The organism is Lysinibacillus sp. A4, from assembly GCF_024919535.1.
Taxonomy (GTDB): domain Bacteria; phylum Bacillota; class Bacilli; order Bacillales_A; family Planococcaceae; genus Lysinibacillus; species Lysinibacillus capsici.
In genome coordinates this window covers 1-18207 of sequence record NZ_JANWTB010000004.1, presented here as the reverse complement: position 1 = coordinate 18207, position 18207 = coordinate 1, and the positions used below count along the sequence as shown (strand labels likewise).

Genomic DNA, 18207 nt, shown 5'->3' with positions numbered 1-18207 from the left:
ATGGGTGTTCCGTAACTATATGAATGAGCTAATACAGAAAAAATCAAAGATAGAGGAACATCTTTACTAATACGGTTAGTGGTCGTAAAGGTTTAATTAAGGTTAGTCCAAAGTAGAAAACTACCTGATCTGAATAGAAATTATAAAAGGGTTACTGAGATAATGTAACCCTTATTGAGGGAGGTCGTGACGGTCAACCAGCGCCACAACCGTATAAGTGCGTGCGATACACTCAATATAAATTTGTGCAAATAAAGGCTAATTATACATAAAAAAAAGCAGCGTCGTCACACGCTACAGTAATTTAATAAACATGTTAGGTGATTCATAAAAGAGTTTAACAAAGATTATGAATGGAACCATGCTATAAAATAAGTTCGATACAGAAGATAACTTGGATCCAAAAGGTTGTGAAGATTATTTTTTCGCCAAACTCATATTCTGACACTTGTATGCTTTTGCTGAATTTTAGTAATCTTTTACTTAATATGTGAGCTAATAATAATAAGTGTTATACCCGTAAATAAGCAAACGATTCTTGTCACAGGTATTTTATCTGCTAGTCCAAATAATGCAATTGCTGTTGTTACGATTAAAACTGTTGGACCAACCAAAGCAAGCATTGTATTAATATAAAATGCTTTTTCTAGATTATTTAATTTTAGCATCAACAATCCAGCACTTACTTCAATACTCCCAGACAATACACGTAAAATAACCATAGCAAGAACCGACTTTTCAATAATTGTCATCATCCTATCTTTATAGAAAATTTAATATAATTCCATCATGAATAGAATAATAGATTTTTGTTTTAATGAAATACTAAAATCAATATATGTATGATACGTATTTAATATTCTTGTTAGATTATGCTTTAATCCTTAGACTAGGAATATAATTAAAGATGTTTCCAATGTTTAGAATTAGCCTAATAAATGAGCTGTGTTTCTATAGTTGAAACACGGCTCATTTTTATTTTTAATCCCTATTTAGATTAATGCTCAATTCGAAAGCTATCAATAAAATTCTAATTCTTATATCACGCTGCATATGCATATATTCTCCATATTTATAGTCTATACTTTATTTTCAAATGGACTATGAAAGGTTGAGTGAGAATAACCTTGTGTTTTTTGGCGTATTCAACGGTTTGTTGATTTCTATTATCGGTGAATCACTTGGTGCAGTTATTAGCTTTATTTTATATAGAAAAGGAATCAATAAATGGAAAAGACCGTTCGTTTTACCTTTTATGTCATCAGGTCTTGTGACTTTTACTAGTGCATTTTCTAAGGTGTCTTTAGGCACATTTGCGCTTGCTAGTACGATTGGAAAAATACCAGCCTTAATCTTTGAAGCAGGAGCCGTATATGGTTTTATGCAAGTAAATTTAATAGGGAAAATTGTAATAAGTATCTTATTAATGTTAGATAGAGTGGTTAATACTTGTCCTATTTAATTACAAATCCATAATTTCTCCATACTTCTTTGTTATAGTGCCTATGTAAAGAATAAAAGGAGGAAACATAATGAAATCTAAACTTTTGGTTGCTTCATTATTGGTAGGCGCTATTATAATGGGGGGATGTAGTGCGGGTAATTCGGAATCTAATAATCATTCAAATATGGACCATTCTACTATGTCTGGTATGGACCATTCCAATATGAGTGATGAAGAAATGAAAAACATGGAGGGTATGGATAATAAAGATAGTAGCATGGAAAATGGTCATGCGAGTCACAACAATCCATTAGCATTAAATAATTCAACTGGGGAAAATGAGCTTGCGCTTCCACCTATTATTGAACCTAAAAATGGAATTGTTGATATTACTGCTCAAAAAGGAACGACAGAAATCCTTAAGGGAACTAAAACAGAGACATATGGATATAATGGTTCCTTTTTAGGGCCAGTCATTCGTATTCATAAAGATCAAAGGGTAACGTTTAGAACTAAAAATGCTTTATCTGAACCAACAACATTTCACTGGCATGGATTAGAAATTCCCGGAAATGGTGATGGCGGTCCACACCAAGTCTTAGAGCCAGGTGTAACAGAAGATGTAAATTTTACAGTTAATCAAGGAGCATCTACGCTGTGGTTCCATCCACATCCAGAAGGTGCTACAGCAGAGCAAGTATATAAAGGTTTAGCTGGCTTAATTTATATTGATGATGAAAATTCGCAAAAAATCAATTTACCGAATGAGTATGGTGTGAATGATTTTCCGTTAGTATTCCAAGATAGACAATTTACTGAAGAAAAGCAATTAAATTATCAAGCAGTCCTTAATGAGGATGGTACAATAGGAGATACTTTGTTAATTAATGGTACTTTGAATCCTAAACTTACTGTCGGTAAAGAAAAAATAAGACTACGATTATTAAACGGTTCTAATGCTCGTAATTATACGTTTAAATTGAATAATGGAGCTACATTCCAACAAATTGCTACTGATGGAGGTTTCTTAAATCAACCAACTGATATGAAAGAAATTACCTTAACACCAGGTGAGCGAGCAGAGGTAATAGTGGATTTTTCAAAGATGGATGACAAAACTGATATAGCATTAATAAATGAAGAAGGAATTACCCTTTTACCATTTAAAATTGAACAAAAAGCTGCAAGTACAAGTAACATTGCACAAAAATTAAATGATTTTGGTGTTACGGAAGAGGAAAAAACCTTACCAGTTACAAAGAAACTTGAACTTTTTGGTATGGGCACAATGGTTTCAATCAATGGTTCACAGTTTGATATGAATCGCATTGATTTCACTCAAAAACAGGGAGATACTGAAATTTGGGAAATTTATAATAAACCTGATATGATGGGTGGCATGACACATCCTTTCCACATACATGGCACTCAATTTAAAATCGTGTCGATTGATGGGAAAGAACCTCCTTTAAATTTAAAAGGGTGGAAGGATACTGTTTCAGTTGAAGCTGGTCAAACAGTTAAATTAGCAGTGAAGTTCAATAATAAGGGCATTTACATGTTCCATTGCCATGTCCTTGAACATGAAGAAAATGGGATGATGGGTCAAGTTGAAGTAAAATAAAAATAGTTTAAAAACCTCCATATATTTGGAGGTTTTTTAGATGTCATTCAAGAGTGGATTTTAAACGACTTCAAACACCAGATAAAGCCATTTCGTGCCATTTAGATGCTTTCTGTTGCTTTAAAGACTTCTAGGATACGACTTTTTTGTAACTTAACAATTAAAAGTGCAAAAAAACTCCTGAAGCAACCCGTCCTAGATTAGAACGGGTTAGCTAAACTGAGATTATAAAATTAGCTATATTATCACTTTATATTACTCCATCTGGTGGTTGTGTCTTTCTCCAGCCATAAAACTTCATGACGTCTTTTGATCATATAAAACATTTCAATTACCACCTTTCATGTTTTTTAATTAACAAGATTAATATTGACGAATACGAAGATAATCGTCAATTTTTTTTCGGTTCTCTTCAAAGATTTTTTTCACATATTCATCATGAAGTGCTTTCTCAAGAGAGACCTTACGTTTTGTAATAGTTATCGTGAGCGCAAAAAAGTTTAATATCATTTATTATCACCTCCTTAAATTGTCATGAAAAATGAAAAAAACCGTAGAGAGACTCCTCTACGGTGAAAAAAGGCACAAAAATACCGCAGGGGCACACTTCTCCCTGCGGTATGGGTATGCTTATTTACAAAAAAACCTTAAGCGATCCATTCCGATGCGGTCGAATGTGTGATTTTCATTTTTAATGAAGTTGTAGCTACCAATGACATCAATTTAACGATAACGATCATTTTATTCGACCTCCTTAAGAATTTTTTGTTTACTTTGTAAGTATATCTAAATTTAAGTTGTTTGTAAACATCTTTTACAAAGCTTTCCTAATTATTAAAGCAAGAGCTGTTATTAATGGGCGGGTACATGGGGGAAGCCAAACCCTGTAATTTCTACAGGGGTATGGCTACAAAATGAAAAAACGAAACCCATAGTATTTTATCAAAATTGTAGTTCCAGAACTTTAGGAAAGTTTAAGGATTTTACTATAATTTTGATAAATAAAAGAGGTAAACGTTGAAATGGTAGGGTATGTTGGAGGTCTATTTTAAAAACGAAGAAAATAAGACAAAAATACGTGCCAAAAATAAACTACGATGATGCAACTAACTGTGAACATTAAAAAAGGGACAATACAAGTTGAATGGAATCATGAAGAAAAATAAAGAGGTAAAAGTTACAATAATGAAGACATAACTAAGGAATGTAATTGTTCAATGGAACCGTAGCTAGTTAGTTCGATATATATATAAGTAGGTTAGTTAAAGAAAGAACAAATTAATTTTAAGGTTATTTTTGGAGGAGATAAGCAATGAGGGCACCTTATCAAGTTTTGGTATTTCCTTATACAATCACTGATCATTCTATTGAATATGCAATTTTTAAGAGAAGTGATTATGGATATTGGCTTTATCCAAAGAGCACCTTAACTATAAATGGTTATGTTTTGAAGAGGCAGTAACACTTTTGAAATGGGATAGCAATAAAACGGCGTTATGGGAATTGAACAAAAGGTTAGTTAATCAGATGAACACCAAACAAAGTTTATGAAAAAATTATTTAAGCGAACGAGTACTTTGTTTGAAGAACAAGGAATTGCAAAGGCAGCTCATTTTTTATTGAATTAACGAAGCAGAGTATTGAATACCATTCTTTTATATGACTTTTTGGGAAGTAAAAATGAATTAATTAAATAAAAAACAAGCCTGCTCAAATTAACGCATAAGCAGGCTTGTTTTTATTTAATTAATAGTGGTTATAAAGATTTCAATTTACTGTGGTTTTACTTCTATTGACTCTAGATAACGATAAAGTGTTGATTTACTTATACCTGTTTCATTCTTAATATCCAATAATGTGTTGCCAGACTGATACATCTCAATTGCCTTTTTTATATTTTCATCTGATTTCTTAGGTCGCCCAATTGATTTTCCTTTTGCTTTTGCTTCAGCCATTCCCAAAGTAGTTGATTGCTTTACGATATCACTTTGAAATGTTAAAAAGAATTGTAAAACTTGCTCTAGTGGCATTTCAAGAATTTGTGTGGACGTAATATTTTCCTCCATAAAATGAATTGTTACTTGATCTCTTTTACAAATTTTTAGTAGGTCTTCTAAATGCCTAGTTGTATCCGCAATGCTAAAGAAACGAAGTACCTGAATGGTATCGTCTTTTTCTATGGTCATGAGTAATTCTTCAAGAACTAATCGCTTTTTCGCACGACCATGATTTTCAGTAAATAGATGGTCACAATTCTTTAAAGCAGCAGTTTGAATTTGCATATCCTCATCATTAAATAAGGGTCGTTGATAACCATAAATCATATAATTTCACTCCATTTTAGTTCCGTAAAGGTTCCCTTTTGGGAAAAGTGTGCTATGATATTCGAAGATTATATTTTAGTAAAGAAGGAGAATATCATGCAAAGTTTAAAGCAACAATGGCTTGGTAATGTGCGTGGTGACATCTTGTCAGGGATTGTCGTTGCCTTAGCACTTATACCAGAAGCAATTGCCTTTTCTATCATTGCTGGTGTCGATCCAATGGTCGGACTTTATGCGTCATTTTCTATTGCTGTTATTATAGCATTTGTTGGGGGAAGACCGGGAATGATTTCTGCCGCAACAGGAGCAATGGCACTCGTGATTGCAGATTTGGTGGCAGACCATGGGTTACAATATTTATTAGCAGCAACCATTTTAACAGGAATTATTCAAGTTTTATTTGGTGTATTTGGAATTGCTAAGCTCATGCGTTTTATACCAAATTCGGTCATGATTGGCTTTGTTAATGCACTAGCAATCTTAATTTTCATGGCTCAAGTACCACACTTTTTTCGAGAAGGGTATATAACGTATATATTCATCGTGGTCACATTATGTATCGTATACATTTTACCTCGATTCATTAAAGCAATACCTGCACCGTTAATTGCGATTATTATGTTAACGGCTGTAACATTCATTTTTAATTTTGAACTAAAAACGATAGGAGATCTAGGAGCAATTTCACAGAGCTTACCGCATTTTTTCATTCCAGACGTACCATTTTATTTTGAAACGTTAGTAATTATTTTCCCTTACGCACTAGCATTAGCGCTTGTTGGGTTAATGGAATCACTAATGACCGCACAAATTGTTGATGATATGACGGATACAAAATCCAATAAAAATATTGAGGCACGTGGACAAGGAATTGCAAACATCGTTAACGGTTTCTTTGGTGGTATGGCAGGATGTGCAATGATCGGACAGTCGATGATTAACGTAAAATCAGGTGGTCGAGGACGCCTATCAACACTTGTGGCTGGGATGTTCCTAATGTTCTTAATCCTGGTACTTGGCAACATCGTGGTCGATATTCCAATGCCAGTACTTGTAGGAATTATGATCATGGTAAGTATTGGTACATTTGATTGGGGATCGTTTAAATATATTGTCAAAGCACCTAAAAGTGAGGCATTCGTTATGCTTGCAACCGTAGCTGTAGTTGTCTATACAGATAACTTGGCGATTGGAGTTGTATTGGGCGTAATTTTAAGTTCTTTATTCTTTGTTGCAACGATTTCAAAGGTACGAATACATCAAGATAACGATAAATTTATTGTAGAAGGTCCTTTATTCTTTGCGTCTACTCAAAAATTTGTCCAAACAATTGAAGTAGTTAAGGATGATATCGTTACAATCGACTTAACAAGTAGCCATTTATGGGATGAATCAGCAGTTGGGGCAGTCGTAAAAGTCGTTACGAAATTAGAAGAGCAGGGGAAAACTGTGAAAGTCATTGGCATGAATCCAGCGAGTGAAAAATTATATAACCAATTATTAAATGTAGGTGTATCACATTAAGGGGGATACTTTATGTATAAATATATTTTATTGGCTGTTGATGGTTCTGAGAATTCAGTGCGTGCCGCAAAAGAGGCAGTCAAAATTGCTTCTGAGAATTCACTGATTGAAATGGTGTACGTGGCAGATTTTGAAAAGGCGAAAACAGAAGTGTTACATGCTGTATCTAGTGAAAGTTTATTATTAGAACGTAAACGAAAGGTAGCACTAGTAGAAGAAGTTTTAAGAGTTGCTGGGAGTAACTTCAAATTAACGATTTTACATGGTACACCTGGTCCTATAATTGTGAAGTATGCAAATGAAAAGCAAGTTGATCTAGTTATCATAGGTAGCAGAGGCTTAAATACTTTACAAGAGATGGTGTTAGGAAGTGTAAGCCATAAAGTTATGAAACATGTTCATTGCCCAGCTTTAATAGTGAAATAGGCAAGCTATATTGATTTATAGAAAATGGGGATATTATGGAAAATTTAACTTGTGTATGAAAAATTCACGGGTAGCCATCGTAGTTTTATATAAAAGATTGATCATTTATAATAAAGCTTGTTTAAACATCCTGTATTGATATGCAGGATGTTTTGTTTAACAAACGGGCAGTTTAGTACAAAAATTATTTTTAGGATATTATAAGAAACATACCTGCAAATTGAGATTAGGGATGATTAAAATTACTGAAGAATTATTACGTGAATACCTGTTTTAACAGGGAAATCTAGTTGAATGGTGTTTAAAACCTCCTAATCGAAGCAACTATTATTAATTGTTCCAATAATGTGTTGTACTATGATTCTAAGCAAGCTTTGATATCATTAGGAGGCATACAAACGAAACCAGGGATATAGCCCCAATACATTGCTTGCTGTTATTCAATTATTGGGCAAGTACTGTAATAGAATGCTGAAATTGTGGAGGAAAAAAATGAATAAAACGGAGAGGCAGCTTGCGATCACGCTTGAATTACAGCGAAGCAAAACATTGAGAGCAGAAGATTTAGCTTCTCAATTTGAGACAAGTGTGCGTACCATATATAGGGATATTCAAGCACTAAGTGAGGCTGGGGTTCCGATTTTAGGTGCCCCTGGTCAGGGTTATTCCTTAATGGAAGGATATTTCCTACCCCCGGTTAGGTTCACAGCCGAAGAGGCCGTCTCCCTGCTCATGGGAGCTGATTTTATCGAGCAAAGGTTGGATACAGATTATGGTATTAATGCAAGGTCCGCTAAGCGTAAAATCGAGGCTACTTTGTCGGAGTCAGTTCGTAACGAGTCAAGGCTTGTTCGGGAAACAATGCGACTGCTTTATATAGGTGAGCAGTCAACTGAAGAGCGGGTAAAAACGTATCTTAATCAAGTTCGCGATGCAATTTTAAAACAGTGCAAAATCAGTTTTATGTATATTAAAAAAATGCCAGGAACAGATGGGAATCGGAAAAATAAACGTGTGGTCTCTCCATATGGATTAACACTTGTCCATGAAAATTGGGTTTTACTAGCATACTGTGATATGAGGCAAGAAATGCGACATTTCCGCTTGTCTCGGATGTCCGAGCTTTCTGTGTTGGAGGATCAATTTCTTTTACCAAATGATTTTGACCTAAGTAGCTATCGGCCACCTGACAATCGAGATGAAAGAATAATAATGAGGGCAAACCCCGAAATTGCCGACAAAATCATTGAGGCAGTAAATTTTTATATTGAATCTATTGAGGAGCGGAAGGAGGATGTAATCTTTCAATTTCGTGTTCGGTATCCAGAGGAACTATTACAGCATTTACTTGGCTGGGGCGGAGATATCGAGGTGATTGAGCCGAAGTCTTTACGCTTCAAGATTCGGGAAGTAGCGAAAAAAATTCTAGAACACTACTGACATACACCTGTCAGTAGTGTTCTTTTATACTGTGACTATACCAAGATGAAGAGGAGCTGCTTGAAGGATGAAAAGTACAAAGGAAGTATTGAAGTCATTTGAACTTACAGTAGAAAGATATTTGGCAGAACTGACAAAACTCAATATGGATAAAATACATAGAAAGCAAAGCGAAGAAGATTGGTCCATAGGACAGATGTATGTACATTTAATTCAATCAGCTTTCATGCATCTACATAATGTCGAGCAATGTTTAGCTGGTAGCGAATCGACATTGAACCCAGCGATGGAAAAAACTGAGCAGGGTAAGATTGTTTTTAAACTAGAACAATTTCCTGCTGTTCGTATTAAGGTCCCTGCTTCGCCAAACTATACTCCGCAACCACCAGAGAGCATGGAGCATTTGGTAGAAGGACTTCACAGTGTAGTGGAACGGATGAGGAATACGGAATCAGTGCTACTTCAAGTGCCTGTAAGTAACAAGATACTTCATCCGGCGTTTGGTGCTTTAAACGCGCAGGAGTGGTTTATGTTGATTGAAATGCATTACAGACATCATTTTTTACAACTGGATCGGTTGAAAAGTTTAGTATTTGAAGAGTAGGGGGATGCATCATGTCGAATATAACAAGTCAGAAAAGCAGATATTGGATTGGCGTTGTATCCGCTTCTCATGTGAATTTAGCCATAGAAGGTGGTTTTGCACAGTTATGTCACGGTAAGGCAGCACCTTTGCGTAAAATGTCTCCAGGTGATTGGCTGATATACTATTCCCCTCGCACAGACATGTCCAAAGGGAAGCCAGTTCAAGCATTTACTGCTATTGCTCAGGTTACGGATAACGGTGCTTACAAACATCAAGTGTCGGAGTCGTTTGTGCCATTTCGCAGAGATATGCGCTATATTCCTTGTCGAGAAGTTAAGATTGCATTGTTGTTAAACCAGCTCACTTTTACGCATGGAAATCGCAATTGGGGGTTACCATTCCGTCGAGGTCATTTTGAAATTGGAGCTGAAGATTTTATGATAATCGTTACTTCGATGTTAGATGGTGAGGAACAGGCGTTATCCGAGTTCCTAAAACACTGATTGTAAGTTGTGAACAGTTTCACTTAAACTTTAGAGTGCTTTAGTTAGATAACAATCTTCAACAATTGGACGCTATTGTTGAATAGCGTTCTGTTCTTCTGAATTCACGAGACGAGGATTGTTAAGTAAATAAGAACAAATTAAAAGCGGTCCTCCACAGATTAGTTTGTGGAAGGCCGCCTTTATTAAAAACAGTCACCATTTATAATTGTTTACATCTTGGTTCACTTAACCATATAGATGTAAAATAAAAGATCTATTTAGCTTACGGAGCTTTCCGCAATGATTGCACGAATCAGAAATCAGAAAATTTAGGACTTCACCATACAACAAGCATTCCACCAATCCATGCGAACTTGCAGCGGAATACAAGGTACTTGAGATTCATCATTCTCGATTGATTATTCATAGTTAGCGATATTAAGTAATTCAACTAAATCGCCTTTGACAAGTTCGTATTCTCTTGAGTTAATGTTAACCATACCATCTTTTGAAATTAATATATTAATTGGATTAGTAGTATCGTCGTTATTAGTGAAAACTATTTTGTAATAAGAGTTAGAGACATCCATACTTTTGAATAAAGTTCGTTTTGCTTCCCAATTATTCAAAATGCTGCGTACTTCGTTATATAATTCATCGTCTTTGTTTACGATAAATATATTTTTGTTATCTACACCACCGTTCATTTCCCAAACGGAAATGCTATCAACAACTTCTTCAAATTTATCAGTGTTTGTAATGAGTTCATCTCCAAAATTCTTTGTTCCATATTCTGAATAAAATAGAATACCAGTTATACAAAGGACAAGAATAATTGCGACAATTGCTAATTTAATTCGTTTACTTCGCATAATATAGCCCCTCCCAAGTTGTAAAAATATGTGTCTTCCGTTTTATTTTACAAAATTTTAACATAAAAGCAAAAAAACCTTATTTACATTTTAACAAAAATCAAGGGATTAGTTTTTAAAGTTGTCGCGTTTTTATCGACTTTTAATCTCTAAAGCTCAATGTTTACACAAAATATAAAAGCAAGATTTTTTCTTGTTCCACAATCGTGCCATATTGTTGAATAAGGGTTTTGGAGAAATTAGGAGGATTAATATTGAGAATAATCTAAAAAATTAGTTTATTATTAGTTCAAATTAAAGTGCTTGAGTCGTGGTGGTAATAATTGGTGTGTGATATGAGTAACAGAATATTGTTTGAAGGTTCTATAACCGGGCGCATTTCTGCAGAAAAAAATGCGTCTACGAAATAAAAAGGGCTATGTGTTTATGGATAAAGTATAAATTATAGGGGGTATTTTATGTTTGTAGTAAATGTAGAAGGGGCTATTCGTCGCAATGAGAAATGGCTTTTAATCCGTAGAAGTGAAAAGGAGGAGCATGCTGGTGGAGGTCTCTCATTAGTAGAGAGGTTCTTGCACATACGGAACTACCTTTATTTCTAAAAGAAAACATTAAACTTGCAGAGAAAATACTACAAGATAATATGCAGGTGAAATATTAGTTATACATTTTCCATAATAGGGCGCGATAGTGGAGTAACACATGTAGAAAACAATCAAACTTTTTTATAAAAACCTAACTTAAAACTGCTCAAGAGGTATCCCTTTTGATCAATCTTTTTTCAAAAGGAATTCTTCTTATTTATCATAACATAAGGGTTTGCGAGGCATTTTTGCTCAAACTTTATCTCAAAGCAACGTCAAATTGGGTAAAAATCTGTTGCAATTCAAAACATTAAATCATAATATAAGAATATAGTTATATACGGATTAATTCACCTTTCTTTAACGAGGTGATTTTATTTAAAATAATATATAAGCAAATAATTATATAAGGAGTGCAGATAAATGGAAAATACACTAATTGAAAAACAACTAAAAGCAGCTGCAGATTTAAATCGCATTAAATTACTTGCATGCATGAAGAATGGGGAGGTATGTGTATGTGATTTTGTAGATGTTCTCGGAATATCGCAACCAGCTGTTAGTCAACATTTACGAAAATTAAAGGAGGCAGGCATTATTACGGAACGAAAAGTAGGGACTTGGAAACATTACCGTTTAGTAGAGGATCAAACGCCATTGATGAAGGGCATCATCGAACAAATTCAGCCTTTAAAGGGTTGTAACTGTGGCACAGATTGTTGCCATGTAGGGGGAAATATAAATGAGTAATGACTCTTTAACCAAGCAGCTTTCTTTTCTAGATCGTTACCTTACCTTATGGATATTTGTTGCGATGGGAATAGGTGTTTTATTAAGTTTGACAATGCCTAATATTGGAGAAGCATTAGAGGCCATGTCTATTGGCACAACATCCATACCGATTGCTATCGGGTTAATTGTCATGATGTACCCACCATTAGCGAAAGTAAAGTATGAAGAAATGTGGCGTGTGTTTAAGGATTGGAAAGTGCTTTTACTTTCTCTTTTTCAAAACTGGTTACTCGGACCGTTCTTAATGTTCTTTTTAGCCATCATCTTCCTGCACGATTATCCAGAGTATATGGCTGGGCTGATTATGATTGGTTTAGCTCGTTGTATTGCAATGGTCATTGTATGGAACGATTTAGCACGTGGAGACCGTGAATATGTAGCTGGTTTAGTTGCGTTTAACTCCATCTTTCAAATCGTGACTTATTCAATTTTTGCTTACTTTTTCTTAAATGTATTACCTGGTTGGTTTGGTCTAGAGAATTTCCATGTATCTATTTCTATGTGGGAGATTACAAAGAGCGTTCTAATTTACTTAGGGATACCATTTGCTGCAGGGTTCCTCACACGTTGGATAGGGATTAAAGCAAAAGGGAAACAGTGGTATGAGGAAGAGTTCTTACCGAAAATTTCACCACTGACTCTAATTGCACTGCTGTTCACGATTGTGATGATGTTTGCCTTAAAAGGTGAGCAATTAGTTGAACTACCATTCGATGTAGTACGAATTGCTATTCCATTATTTATTTACTTTGTAATCATGTTTGTTGTTTCATTCTTCTCTTCACGTAAAGCTGGCGCATCTTATCCTGTCACAGCAGCACTTTCTTTTACGGCTGCAAGTAACAACTTCGAGTTAGCGATTGCCGTGGCAGTTGGCGTGTTTGGCCTTCACAGTGGAGTGGCATTCGCCGCTGTGATTGGTCCACTTGTAGAAGTACCTGTACTCATAGGACTTGTATGGGTTGCCCTACGTTGGCAGAAAAAATACTTTAAAACTATTAAATAGGGAGCAATATTATGACAAATACACTTTATTTTTTGTGTACTGGGAACTCATGCCGTAGTCAGATGGCTGAAGGATGGGCAAAAAAGCTACTACCAACCAATTGGACAGTTAAAAGTGCTGGTATTGAAGCACACGGGGTAAATCCGAATGCTATAAAAGCGATGGCAGAGGTAGGCATCGATATTTCGAATCATACATCAGATGTAATTGATACTGAGACATTAAACAGTGCAACGTTAGTTGTCACGTTATGTGGGGATGCAGCAGATAAATGCCCGATGACACCTCCTCACGTTCGTCGTGAGCATTGGGGATTTGAAGATCCTGCGAAAGCGACAGGTACAGATGAAGAGAAGTGGGCTGTATTTCAAAATGTTCGTGATGCAATTGCTAAACGCATTGAACAATTTGTAGCTGAGCAGCTGTAATACTTCTGTTAGCAATTATTCAATCTGTTGAATGGAGGATTAAAAATGACAGTAAATCATGCTAGCGTATTAACAAAAGATTATTTTATCGCCTATTTAAAGTTAATTATGAATAGTAGAGACTACACTTTGAAACAGGCTAAAGAGTTCGCTTTTGATTTCTTCTTTAAAGGAGATATGGATCGTTACGGCACTTCGACATGTTTGCAATTTGAAAAAGCCATAAAAGAAATTGATAAAACAATGTGTGAAATTGAAATTTTTTAATTACAAAGTTTACAACGTCTAGCTAACTGCTAGGCGTAAAAAATATATTTTATATAAGGGAATGCTTATATAGAGAAAATAGAGGAGAAATTAATGATGAAAACACTTAAAATAATCAACCAAAATGGATCTTGTTGTACTACTAACGCTATTGAAGTCCAAGAGACTGTTAATAATTCCAATAAGAATTTACCGATTGTCATAATTGGTGCAGGTCCAATTGGATTAGCTTCAGCTGCTCATTTAGTGGAGCAAGAGCAAGCATTTATTTTACTTGAGGCTGGGTATGAAATAGCACACAATATTCGTACATGGGGGCATGTTACATTATTTTCACCATGGCGATATAACATTAATAAGGCTGCTAAAGCTTTATTAGATATTTCTGGTTGGGTAGAACCTAATTTAGATACGTTACCGACAGGGCATGAATTAATAGATCTATATTTAAAACCTTTGTCTGAGCTAGTACAAATAAAGCCTAACATTCAATTGAACACAAAAGTAGTCGGGATTTCACGACAATTGAATGATAAGATGAAGACAAAAAATCGAGCAGATCAGTCCTTTATTATTTATATAGAACAAGAGAATGACATTCGTGTGATTGAGGCAAAAGCAGTTATTGATGCAACAGGAACATGGGGGAATCCAAACCCAGCAAATTCTACAGGTGTTTGGCTGAAAAATGAAAAAGCATTAGCAGATCACATTGAGTATGGTATTCCAGATATAAATACGAACCCTAAGAGATATGCAAATAAGAAGGTTGCTGTCATTGGAGGTGGTCATTCAGCGATCAATACTTTATTAGCTTTGGCTGAATTACAAAAAGATAATTCTGCAACAAAGCTTGTGTGGATTATGCGTAAAAGATCTGTAGAAGAAGCCTATGGCGGGGAGGAAAAAGATGCTTTGGCAGCACGTGGCGCACTCGGTATTCGCATTCACGAATTAGTAGATACAGGTAAGGTTGAAGTAATAACTCCTTTCTATATCTCACAGGTGAAGAAAGAAGAGAACATCCATATTGTTGGTACTATAAACGGAGAACAAAAAGTATTAACAGGATTTGAAGAGCTTATTGTCAATGCGGGAAATAGACCAGACCTATCAATTAACAGCGAATTACGCCTTTCGATTGACTCAGCAACAGAAAGTGTGCAAGCATTAGCGCCACTAATTGATCCAAATGTTCATAGTTGTGGCACAGTAAGGGCGCATGGTGAAGAAATACTACGTCAACCTGAAAAGGACTTCTATATTGTCGGAGCTAAAAGTTATGGACGTGCACCTACATTTTTAATGGCAACAGGCTATGAACAGGTTCGTTCCATAACAGCTTATTTATCAGGAGATGAAGAAGCGTCGAAACGTGTGGAATTAGAATTACCAGAAACAGGCGTATGTAGTATTAATCTTGTCAATCAATCAAATACATGTTGTTAAAAATTTGACTGTTAGCGCAAGCTAGCAGTCCTTTTTAAAATACTAAGGGGGAAATGGGATGGACACACTAATTATTCGTAAAATGGAAAATAAGGATTTACAAGAGGTATTAAATATTTATAAAGAGGGAATCGAAACAGGAATGGCAACCTTTGAAACAATTGTGCCTAGTGAACAGGTATGGGATGAAAGACATCATGCGGCCTTGCGCTTTGTTGCAGAAGAACACAATAGAGTAGTTGGTTGGATTAGTATTTCCCCTGTTTCTACACGCGCTGTTTATTCTGGAGTGGGAGAAGTTAGTGTTTATCTATCAAGTGATTATAAAGGCAAGGGTATTGCTTCAAGGCTTTTTAAATTACTAATAGAAACGAGTGAAAAGGAGGGGTTTTGGACACTCCAATCATCCATCTTTGCGATCAATACATCAAGTATCCAATTACATAAAAAGATGGGCTTTCGAATTGTTGGTACAAGAGAAAAAATTGCTCAGTTAGATGGGATATGGCATGATACAGTTTTAATGGAAAGAAGATTAAACATATAGTACGCGCTCCCTGCTATGCTCACGAAATTCTATACTAGGAAGTTTCTCGATATAATTTTAAAAAGATTTATAGTCACCATTTTTACAGTGGCTTCAATTATGCATTGGATTGGTAAACCTAATTTCTCATAATCAACTTCTAAAGTTTATTTTTTTATATTTCCCAATGATTCCATTTGTCTTACACGTTCCGTTACTGATGGGTAGGACAGATGTACCCTTCTTTCAAGCTCGCTCATTTATAAACGGCTGTTATTATGGAGTTCATCTAGAATTTTTTATCAATATCATCTTTTTTCATTTTTAAAGTTTATCTTCCAAAAATCATCAATTTTAAAAAGGATTGATGAATTTAATGATTTAATTATCTTGTTTTTATAATTAATAACAAGGGGGAACTTACATAGCAAGAATTGTGGAATCTAATTTCAGAAAAACCTTTTCAACGACTATGGGGTAATAAAGATGGTAATGGTAAGATGGAAATGGTTGGAATTGTTTGAAATATTTATCTAATGTTATATTATAAGAAAACTCAAAAAGCTAAGGATTTCGAGGGTGCTAGAGAACTTCAAAGATATAAATTTGGACTTCAATACAAGCAATGCAAGGTCAAATTCAAACGAATGAGGTTTCCACATTTTCAGAAAATACTTTAGATATTTCTTTTGCAAATGGTCTAAAACTTTACTTAAATCATGACATGGCAGGATGGAACTATAATTCTAGTGGTGCACCAACATTTGGAGGTATCCAAACAGCGATAAACGGTAATAATCCTGTTGGAGCAGTATGGTTATTACTTAGTGGAGAAAACTACCATTGGAGACTAATACATGGTTATGACACTGAAGGTGGAAATTATGTAGGTTATAAAGATCCAGACGGTGGACAATATAATACATCTACTAATTATGTAAGTTGGACAAGTATATCTGATAAAATCAATACAGTTTACATGAGTAGATAATTTAAAGATTGTGAGGGGGAAAAGTGAATAAATTATCATTGTTTTTTTATTCTTTAAACATTATTGTAACTTCTATCGCCTTTTACTTGATTAATTTTTTAACTGAACCATTTTTGATAGGTAGTTCAGAGAATAATATTAGTAATGGTAATCCAGGACTCTTTCCTTTAGTATTTTTAATCCCGTTCTTGATAGTTTCGATTATTGGTACATTTAAAATTGCATATTCTTTTGCTAAAAAAACTTTCAAGACAATGCAATATAAAATAATAATTATATTTTCATTCCTTCTTTCGAGTATTATATATTTCTTTACTTTTAAAGAAGCAAGAGAATTTAGATTATTAGTCTTTGAAAATAATGATTCAGTTACTAAAATAACTCAAATTCCATTACTTAACACATATTCAAATAATATCTTCTTTAATGGATGGACATTACTTGCGTTACTATTTACCACTGTTTTTATAGCTTATTGTTTCGCATTAGTTAAGCAAAGAGATTAATTTTTAATAAAATAGGGGTGTAAAGAGCATCTTCACCTTGAGAAAGGTAATTTGCAAAATCTTTACATCTTTTTTTATCTATAGGGCGTTGATAGCCTTTGCCAGAAGAGTCATTATAAAGCTTTGAGTATGAAAAATTGACAGCTATTTGAGATGAGACAAAGCCCTGGTAAGTAACACGACCGCGCATCTTAGATTGTAATACATTTTCTATTGCTATATTTGAAGGTAAGTTATTACTCATATTAAAAACTCCTTAAATAGTAAATTTAACACTAAAACATTATAGTACTTATAAGTACATATTTCAATCTAATTTATACTATATGTAACTGTAAGATGGTACAAACCTCACATAGTCTAAATGTGAGGTGATTTTGTGGATAGTTTAGTCAAATTAGTTGGTAGTAACATAAAGGAAATTCGGAAATTGAAAAAATTAACTCAAGAAGAATTGGCCGAAAAATGTGGAATGCAAACGTCATATTTGGCTGGGGTTGAAAGAGGGGACAGGAATATTACCATTCAGACCTTAGAAAAAATTACGGAAGGCTTGGAAGAAGCACCGAGTAGTATTTTTAAATTTGACACACTAAATTTCGATAATAAGTACTTTGAGAAAAAAGAGTTGGTTATAATCTTACAAAATCTAATTGAGGACAGAAATGAATCAGAAATCAGGTTGATTTTAAATATTGCGAATGAAGTATTTAATACTTATGAAAAAAAAGAGAAATAATCAAGAATTCCTTTTAACTTCATAAACCACTCAGTAGAGTGGTTTCAGACTGTAGACAAACTCAATGAATTTTGAGTTTGCCTACAGTCTTTTTTCTTTTACAATAAAATAAAGTAAAGCCGTTGATTTCCACTACGGGCGGACGCTTTCCGCGGGCGGGGTCGAGCTGCTTCCCTCGCTTCGCTCAGTCCAGG

The 18207-nt window shown here is 34.6% G+C and carries 21 protein-coding genes and 2 pseudogenes; 18 read left to right on the top strand and 5 right to left on the bottom strand.

The annotated features are described in order from the left end of the window. Positions 1-479: 479 nt before the first annotated feature. On the bottom strand, positions 480-755 hold the full coding sequence (locus tag NY607_RS08585; protein ID WP_048395961.1) for a YqhV family protein: 276 nt from the start codon (positions 753-755) through the stop codon (positions 480-482). A gap of 356 nt (positions 756-1111) precedes the next feature. Between NY607_RS08585 and NY607_RS08580 the strand changes: the two genes are divergently transcribed. Next, entirely contained in the window at positions 1112-1462 is a 351-nt protein-coding gene (locus NY607_RS08580) for a VTT domain-containing protein (RefSeq protein WP_259419458.1), read from the top strand. Between the two features lie 70 nt (positions 1463-1532). After that, positions 1533-3068, top strand: coding sequence for a multicopper oxidase family protein (locus NY607_RS08575; protein WP_259419457.1), 1536 nt, complete (start codon positions 1533-1535; stop codon positions 3066-3068). A gap of 363 nt (positions 3069-3431) precedes the next feature. Here NY607_RS08575 and NY607_RS08570 read toward each other — a convergent pair whose 3' ends face one another. Beyond that, entirely contained in the window at positions 3432-3578 is a 147-nt protein-coding gene (locus NY607_RS08570; RefSeq protein ID WP_237897988.1) for a YrzI family small protein, read from the bottom strand. 802 nt (positions 3579-4380) lie between these two features. On the opposite strand from NY607_RS08570, the pseudogene NY607_RS08565 reads away from it, so the two are divergent. Continuing rightward, positions 4381-4619, top strand: a pseudogene (locus NY607_RS08565) (hypothetical protein). A 221-nt stretch (positions 4620-4840) separates the two neighbouring features. Here the strand turns inward: NY607_RS08565 and NY607_RS08560 are convergent. After that, positions 4841-5392, bottom strand: coding sequence for a recombinase family protein (locus NY607_RS08560; protein ID WP_237897987.1), 552 nt, complete (start codon positions 5390-5392; stop codon positions 4841-4843). Positions 5393-5485: 93 nt separating this feature from the next. Between NY607_RS08560 and NY607_RS08555 the strand changes: the two genes are divergently transcribed. From NY607_RS08555 to NY607_RS08535, 5 genes are all read left to right on the top strand, one after another. Beyond that, complete coding sequence (locus NY607_RS08555; RefSeq protein WP_259419686.1) at positions 5486-6916, top strand: SulP family inorganic anion transporter; 1431 nt, start codon at positions 5486-5488, stop codon at positions 6914-6916. Positions 6917-6928: 12 nt separating this feature from the next. Further along, positions 6929-7342, top strand: coding sequence for a universal stress protein (locus tag NY607_RS08550; protein WP_237900907.1), 414 nt, complete (start codon positions 6929-6931; stop codon positions 7340-7342). A gap of 492 nt (positions 7343-7834) precedes the next feature. Then, entirely contained in the window at positions 7835-8782 is a 948-nt protein-coding gene (locus tag NY607_RS08545; RefSeq protein ID WP_237900905.1) for a helix-turn-helix transcriptional regulator, read from the top strand. A 67-nt stretch (positions 8783-8849) separates the two neighbouring features. Beyond that, positions 8850-9386, top strand: a complete 537-nt coding sequence (locus NY607_RS08540; RefSeq protein ID WP_237900903.1) for a DinB family protein — start codon at positions 8850-8852, stop codon at positions 9384-9386. A gap of 11 nt (positions 9387-9397) precedes the next feature. Beyond that, complete coding sequence (locus NY607_RS08535; protein WP_259419456.1) at positions 9398-9871, top strand: EVE domain-containing protein; 474 nt, start codon at positions 9398-9400, stop codon at positions 9869-9871. A gap of 401 nt (positions 9872-10272) precedes the next feature. Here NY607_RS08535 and NY607_RS08530 read toward each other — a convergent pair whose 3' ends face one another. Continuing rightward, positions 10273-10725, bottom strand: coding sequence for a hypothetical protein (locus NY607_RS08530; protein ID WP_066036717.1), 453 nt, complete (start codon positions 10723-10725; stop codon positions 10273-10275). Between the two features lie 458 nt (positions 10726-11183). On the opposite strand from NY607_RS08530, the pseudogene NY607_RS08525 reads away from it, so the two are divergent. The 9 genes and pseudogenes from NY607_RS08525 to NY607_RS08480 all read left to right on the top strand — a co-directional run. Beyond that, positions 11184-11288 (top strand): annotated as a pseudogene (locus NY607_RS08525) (DNA mismatch repair protein MutT); the annotation flags it as partial. 444 nt (positions 11289-11732) lie between these two features. Next, positions 11733-12059 (top strand): ArsR/SmtB family transcription factor, encoded by a 327-nt coding sequence (locus NY607_RS08520; protein WP_259419455.1) that lies wholly within the window; start codon positions 11733-11735, stop codon positions 12057-12059. Continuing rightward, positions 12052-13107: an ACR3 family arsenite efflux transporter gene (gene arsB, locus NY607_RS08515; protein ID WP_259419454.1), complete on the top strand. Its 1056-nt coding sequence runs from the start codon at positions 12052-12054 to the stop codon at positions 13105-13107. Before NY607_RS08520 ends, arsB begins: the two co-directional genes overlap by 8 nt. Positions 13108-13118: 11 nt before the next feature. Beyond that, complete coding sequence (arsC, locus tag NY607_RS08510) at positions 13119-13535, top strand: arsenate reductase (thioredoxin) (protein ID WP_259419453.1); 417 nt, start codon at positions 13119-13121, stop codon at positions 13533-13535. Positions 13536-13580: 45 nt separating this feature from the next. After that, entirely contained in the window at positions 13581-13802 is a 222-nt protein-coding gene (locus NY607_RS08505) for a hypothetical protein (protein ID WP_048395860.1), read from the top strand. A 96-nt stretch (positions 13803-13898) separates the two neighbouring features. Continuing rightward, complete coding sequence (locus NY607_RS08500; RefSeq protein WP_259419452.1) at positions 13899-15251, top strand: NAD(P)-binding domain-containing protein; 1353 nt, start codon at positions 13899-13901, stop codon at positions 15249-15251. Positions 15252-15309: 58 nt separating this feature from the next. After that, the gene (locus tag NY607_RS08495; RefSeq protein WP_259419451.1) at positions 15310-15798 is read left to right on the top strand and encodes a GNAT family N-acetyltransferase; all 489 of its coding nucleotides are present in this window, start codon (positions 15310-15312) and stop codon (positions 15796-15798) included. A 604-nt stretch (positions 15799-16402) separates the two neighbouring features. After that, a complete protein-coding gene (locus NY607_RS08485) occupies positions 16403-16768 on the top strand; it encodes a hypothetical protein (protein ID WP_259419450.1) in 366 nt (121 codons plus the stop codon). A 23-nt stretch (positions 16769-16791) separates the two neighbouring features. Further along, positions 16792-17274, top strand: coding sequence for a hypothetical protein (locus NY607_RS08480; RefSeq protein ID WP_259419449.1), 483 nt, complete (start codon positions 16792-16794; stop codon positions 17272-17274). Here NY607_RS08480 and NY607_RS08475 read toward each other — a convergent pair. Continuing rightward, positions 17258-17518, bottom strand: a complete 261-nt coding sequence (locus NY607_RS08475; protein ID WP_259419448.1) for a ParB N-terminal domain-containing protein — start codon at positions 17516-17518, stop codon at positions 17258-17260. The genes NY607_RS08480 and NY607_RS08475 overlap by 17 nt on opposite strands. 135 nt (positions 17519-17653) lie before the next feature. On the opposite strand from NY607_RS08475, the gene NY607_RS08470 reads away from it, so the two are divergent. Next, on the top strand, positions 17654-18013 hold the full coding sequence (locus tag NY607_RS08470) for a helix-turn-helix domain-containing protein (RefSeq protein ID WP_259419447.1): 360 nt from the start codon (positions 17654-17656) through the stop codon (positions 18011-18013). Positions 18014-18207: the final 194 nt, after the last annotated feature.

What these genes read in the sequence shown, in the direction of transcription:
- NY607_RS08585 (WP_048395961.1), bottom strand. Translation starts at nt 755, where the DNA reads ATGATGACAATTATTGAAAAGTCGGTTCTTGCTATGGTTATTTTACGT.
- NY607_RS08575 (WP_259419457.1), top strand. Translation starts at nt 1,533, where the DNA reads ATGAAATCTAAACTTTTGGTTGCTTCATTATTGGTAGGCGCTATTATA.
- NY607_RS08570 (WP_237897988.1), bottom strand. Translation starts at nt 3,578, where the DNA reads ATGATATTAAACTTTTTTGCGCTCACGATAACTATTACAAAACGTAAG.
- NY607_RS08560 (WP_237897987.1), bottom strand. Translation starts at nt 5,392, where the DNA reads ATGATTTATGGTTATCAACGACCCTTATTTAATGATGAGGATATGCAA.
- NY607_RS08550 (WP_237900907.1), top strand. Translation starts at nt 6,929, where the DNA reads ATGTATAAATATATTTTATTGGCTGTTGATGGTTCTGAGAATTCAGTG.
- NY607_RS08545 (WP_237900905.1), top strand. Translation starts at nt 7,835, where the DNA reads ATGAATAAAACGGAGAGGCAGCTTGCGATCACGCTTGAATTACAGCGA.
- NY607_RS08540 (WP_237900903.1), top strand. Translation starts at nt 8,850, where the DNA reads ATGAAAAGTACAAAGGAAGTATTGAAGTCATTTGAACTTACAGTAGAA.
- NY607_RS08535 (WP_259419456.1), top strand. Translation starts at nt 9,398, where the DNA reads ATGTCGAATATAACAAGTCAGAAAAGCAGATATTGGATTGGCGTTGTA.
- NY607_RS08530 (WP_066036717.1), bottom strand. Translation starts at nt 10,725, where the DNA reads ATGCGAAGTAAACGAATTAAATTAGCAATTGTCGCAATTATTCTTGTC.
- NY607_RS08520 (WP_259419455.1), top strand. Translation starts at nt 11,733, where the DNA reads ATGGAAAATACACTAATTGAAAAACAACTAAAAGCAGCTGCAGATTTA.
- arsB (WP_259419454.1), top strand. Translation starts at nt 12,052, where the DNA reads ATGAGTAATGACTCTTTAACCAAGCAGCTTTCTTTTCTAGATCGTTAC.
- arsC (WP_259419453.1), top strand. Translation starts at nt 13,119, where the DNA reads ATGACAAATACACTTTATTTTTTGTGTACTGGGAACTCATGCCGTAGT.
- NY607_RS08505 (WP_048395860.1), top strand. Translation starts at nt 13,581, where the DNA reads ATGACAGTAAATCATGCTAGCGTATTAACAAAAGATTATTTTATCGCC.
- NY607_RS08500 (WP_259419452.1), top strand. Translation starts at nt 13,899, where the DNA reads ATGAAAACACTTAAAATAATCAACCAAAATGGATCTTGTTGTACTACT.
- NY607_RS08495 (WP_259419451.1), top strand. Translation starts at nt 15,310, where the DNA reads ATGGACACACTAATTATTCGTAAAATGGAAAATAAGGATTTACAAGAG.
- NY607_RS08485 (WP_259419450.1), top strand. Translation starts at nt 16,403, where the DNA reads ATGCAAGGTCAAATTCAAACGAATGAGGTTTCCACATTTTCAGAAAAT.
- NY607_RS08475 (WP_259419448.1), bottom strand. Translation starts at nt 17,518, where the DNA reads ATGAGTAATAACTTACCTTCAAATATAGCAATAGAAAATGTATTACAA.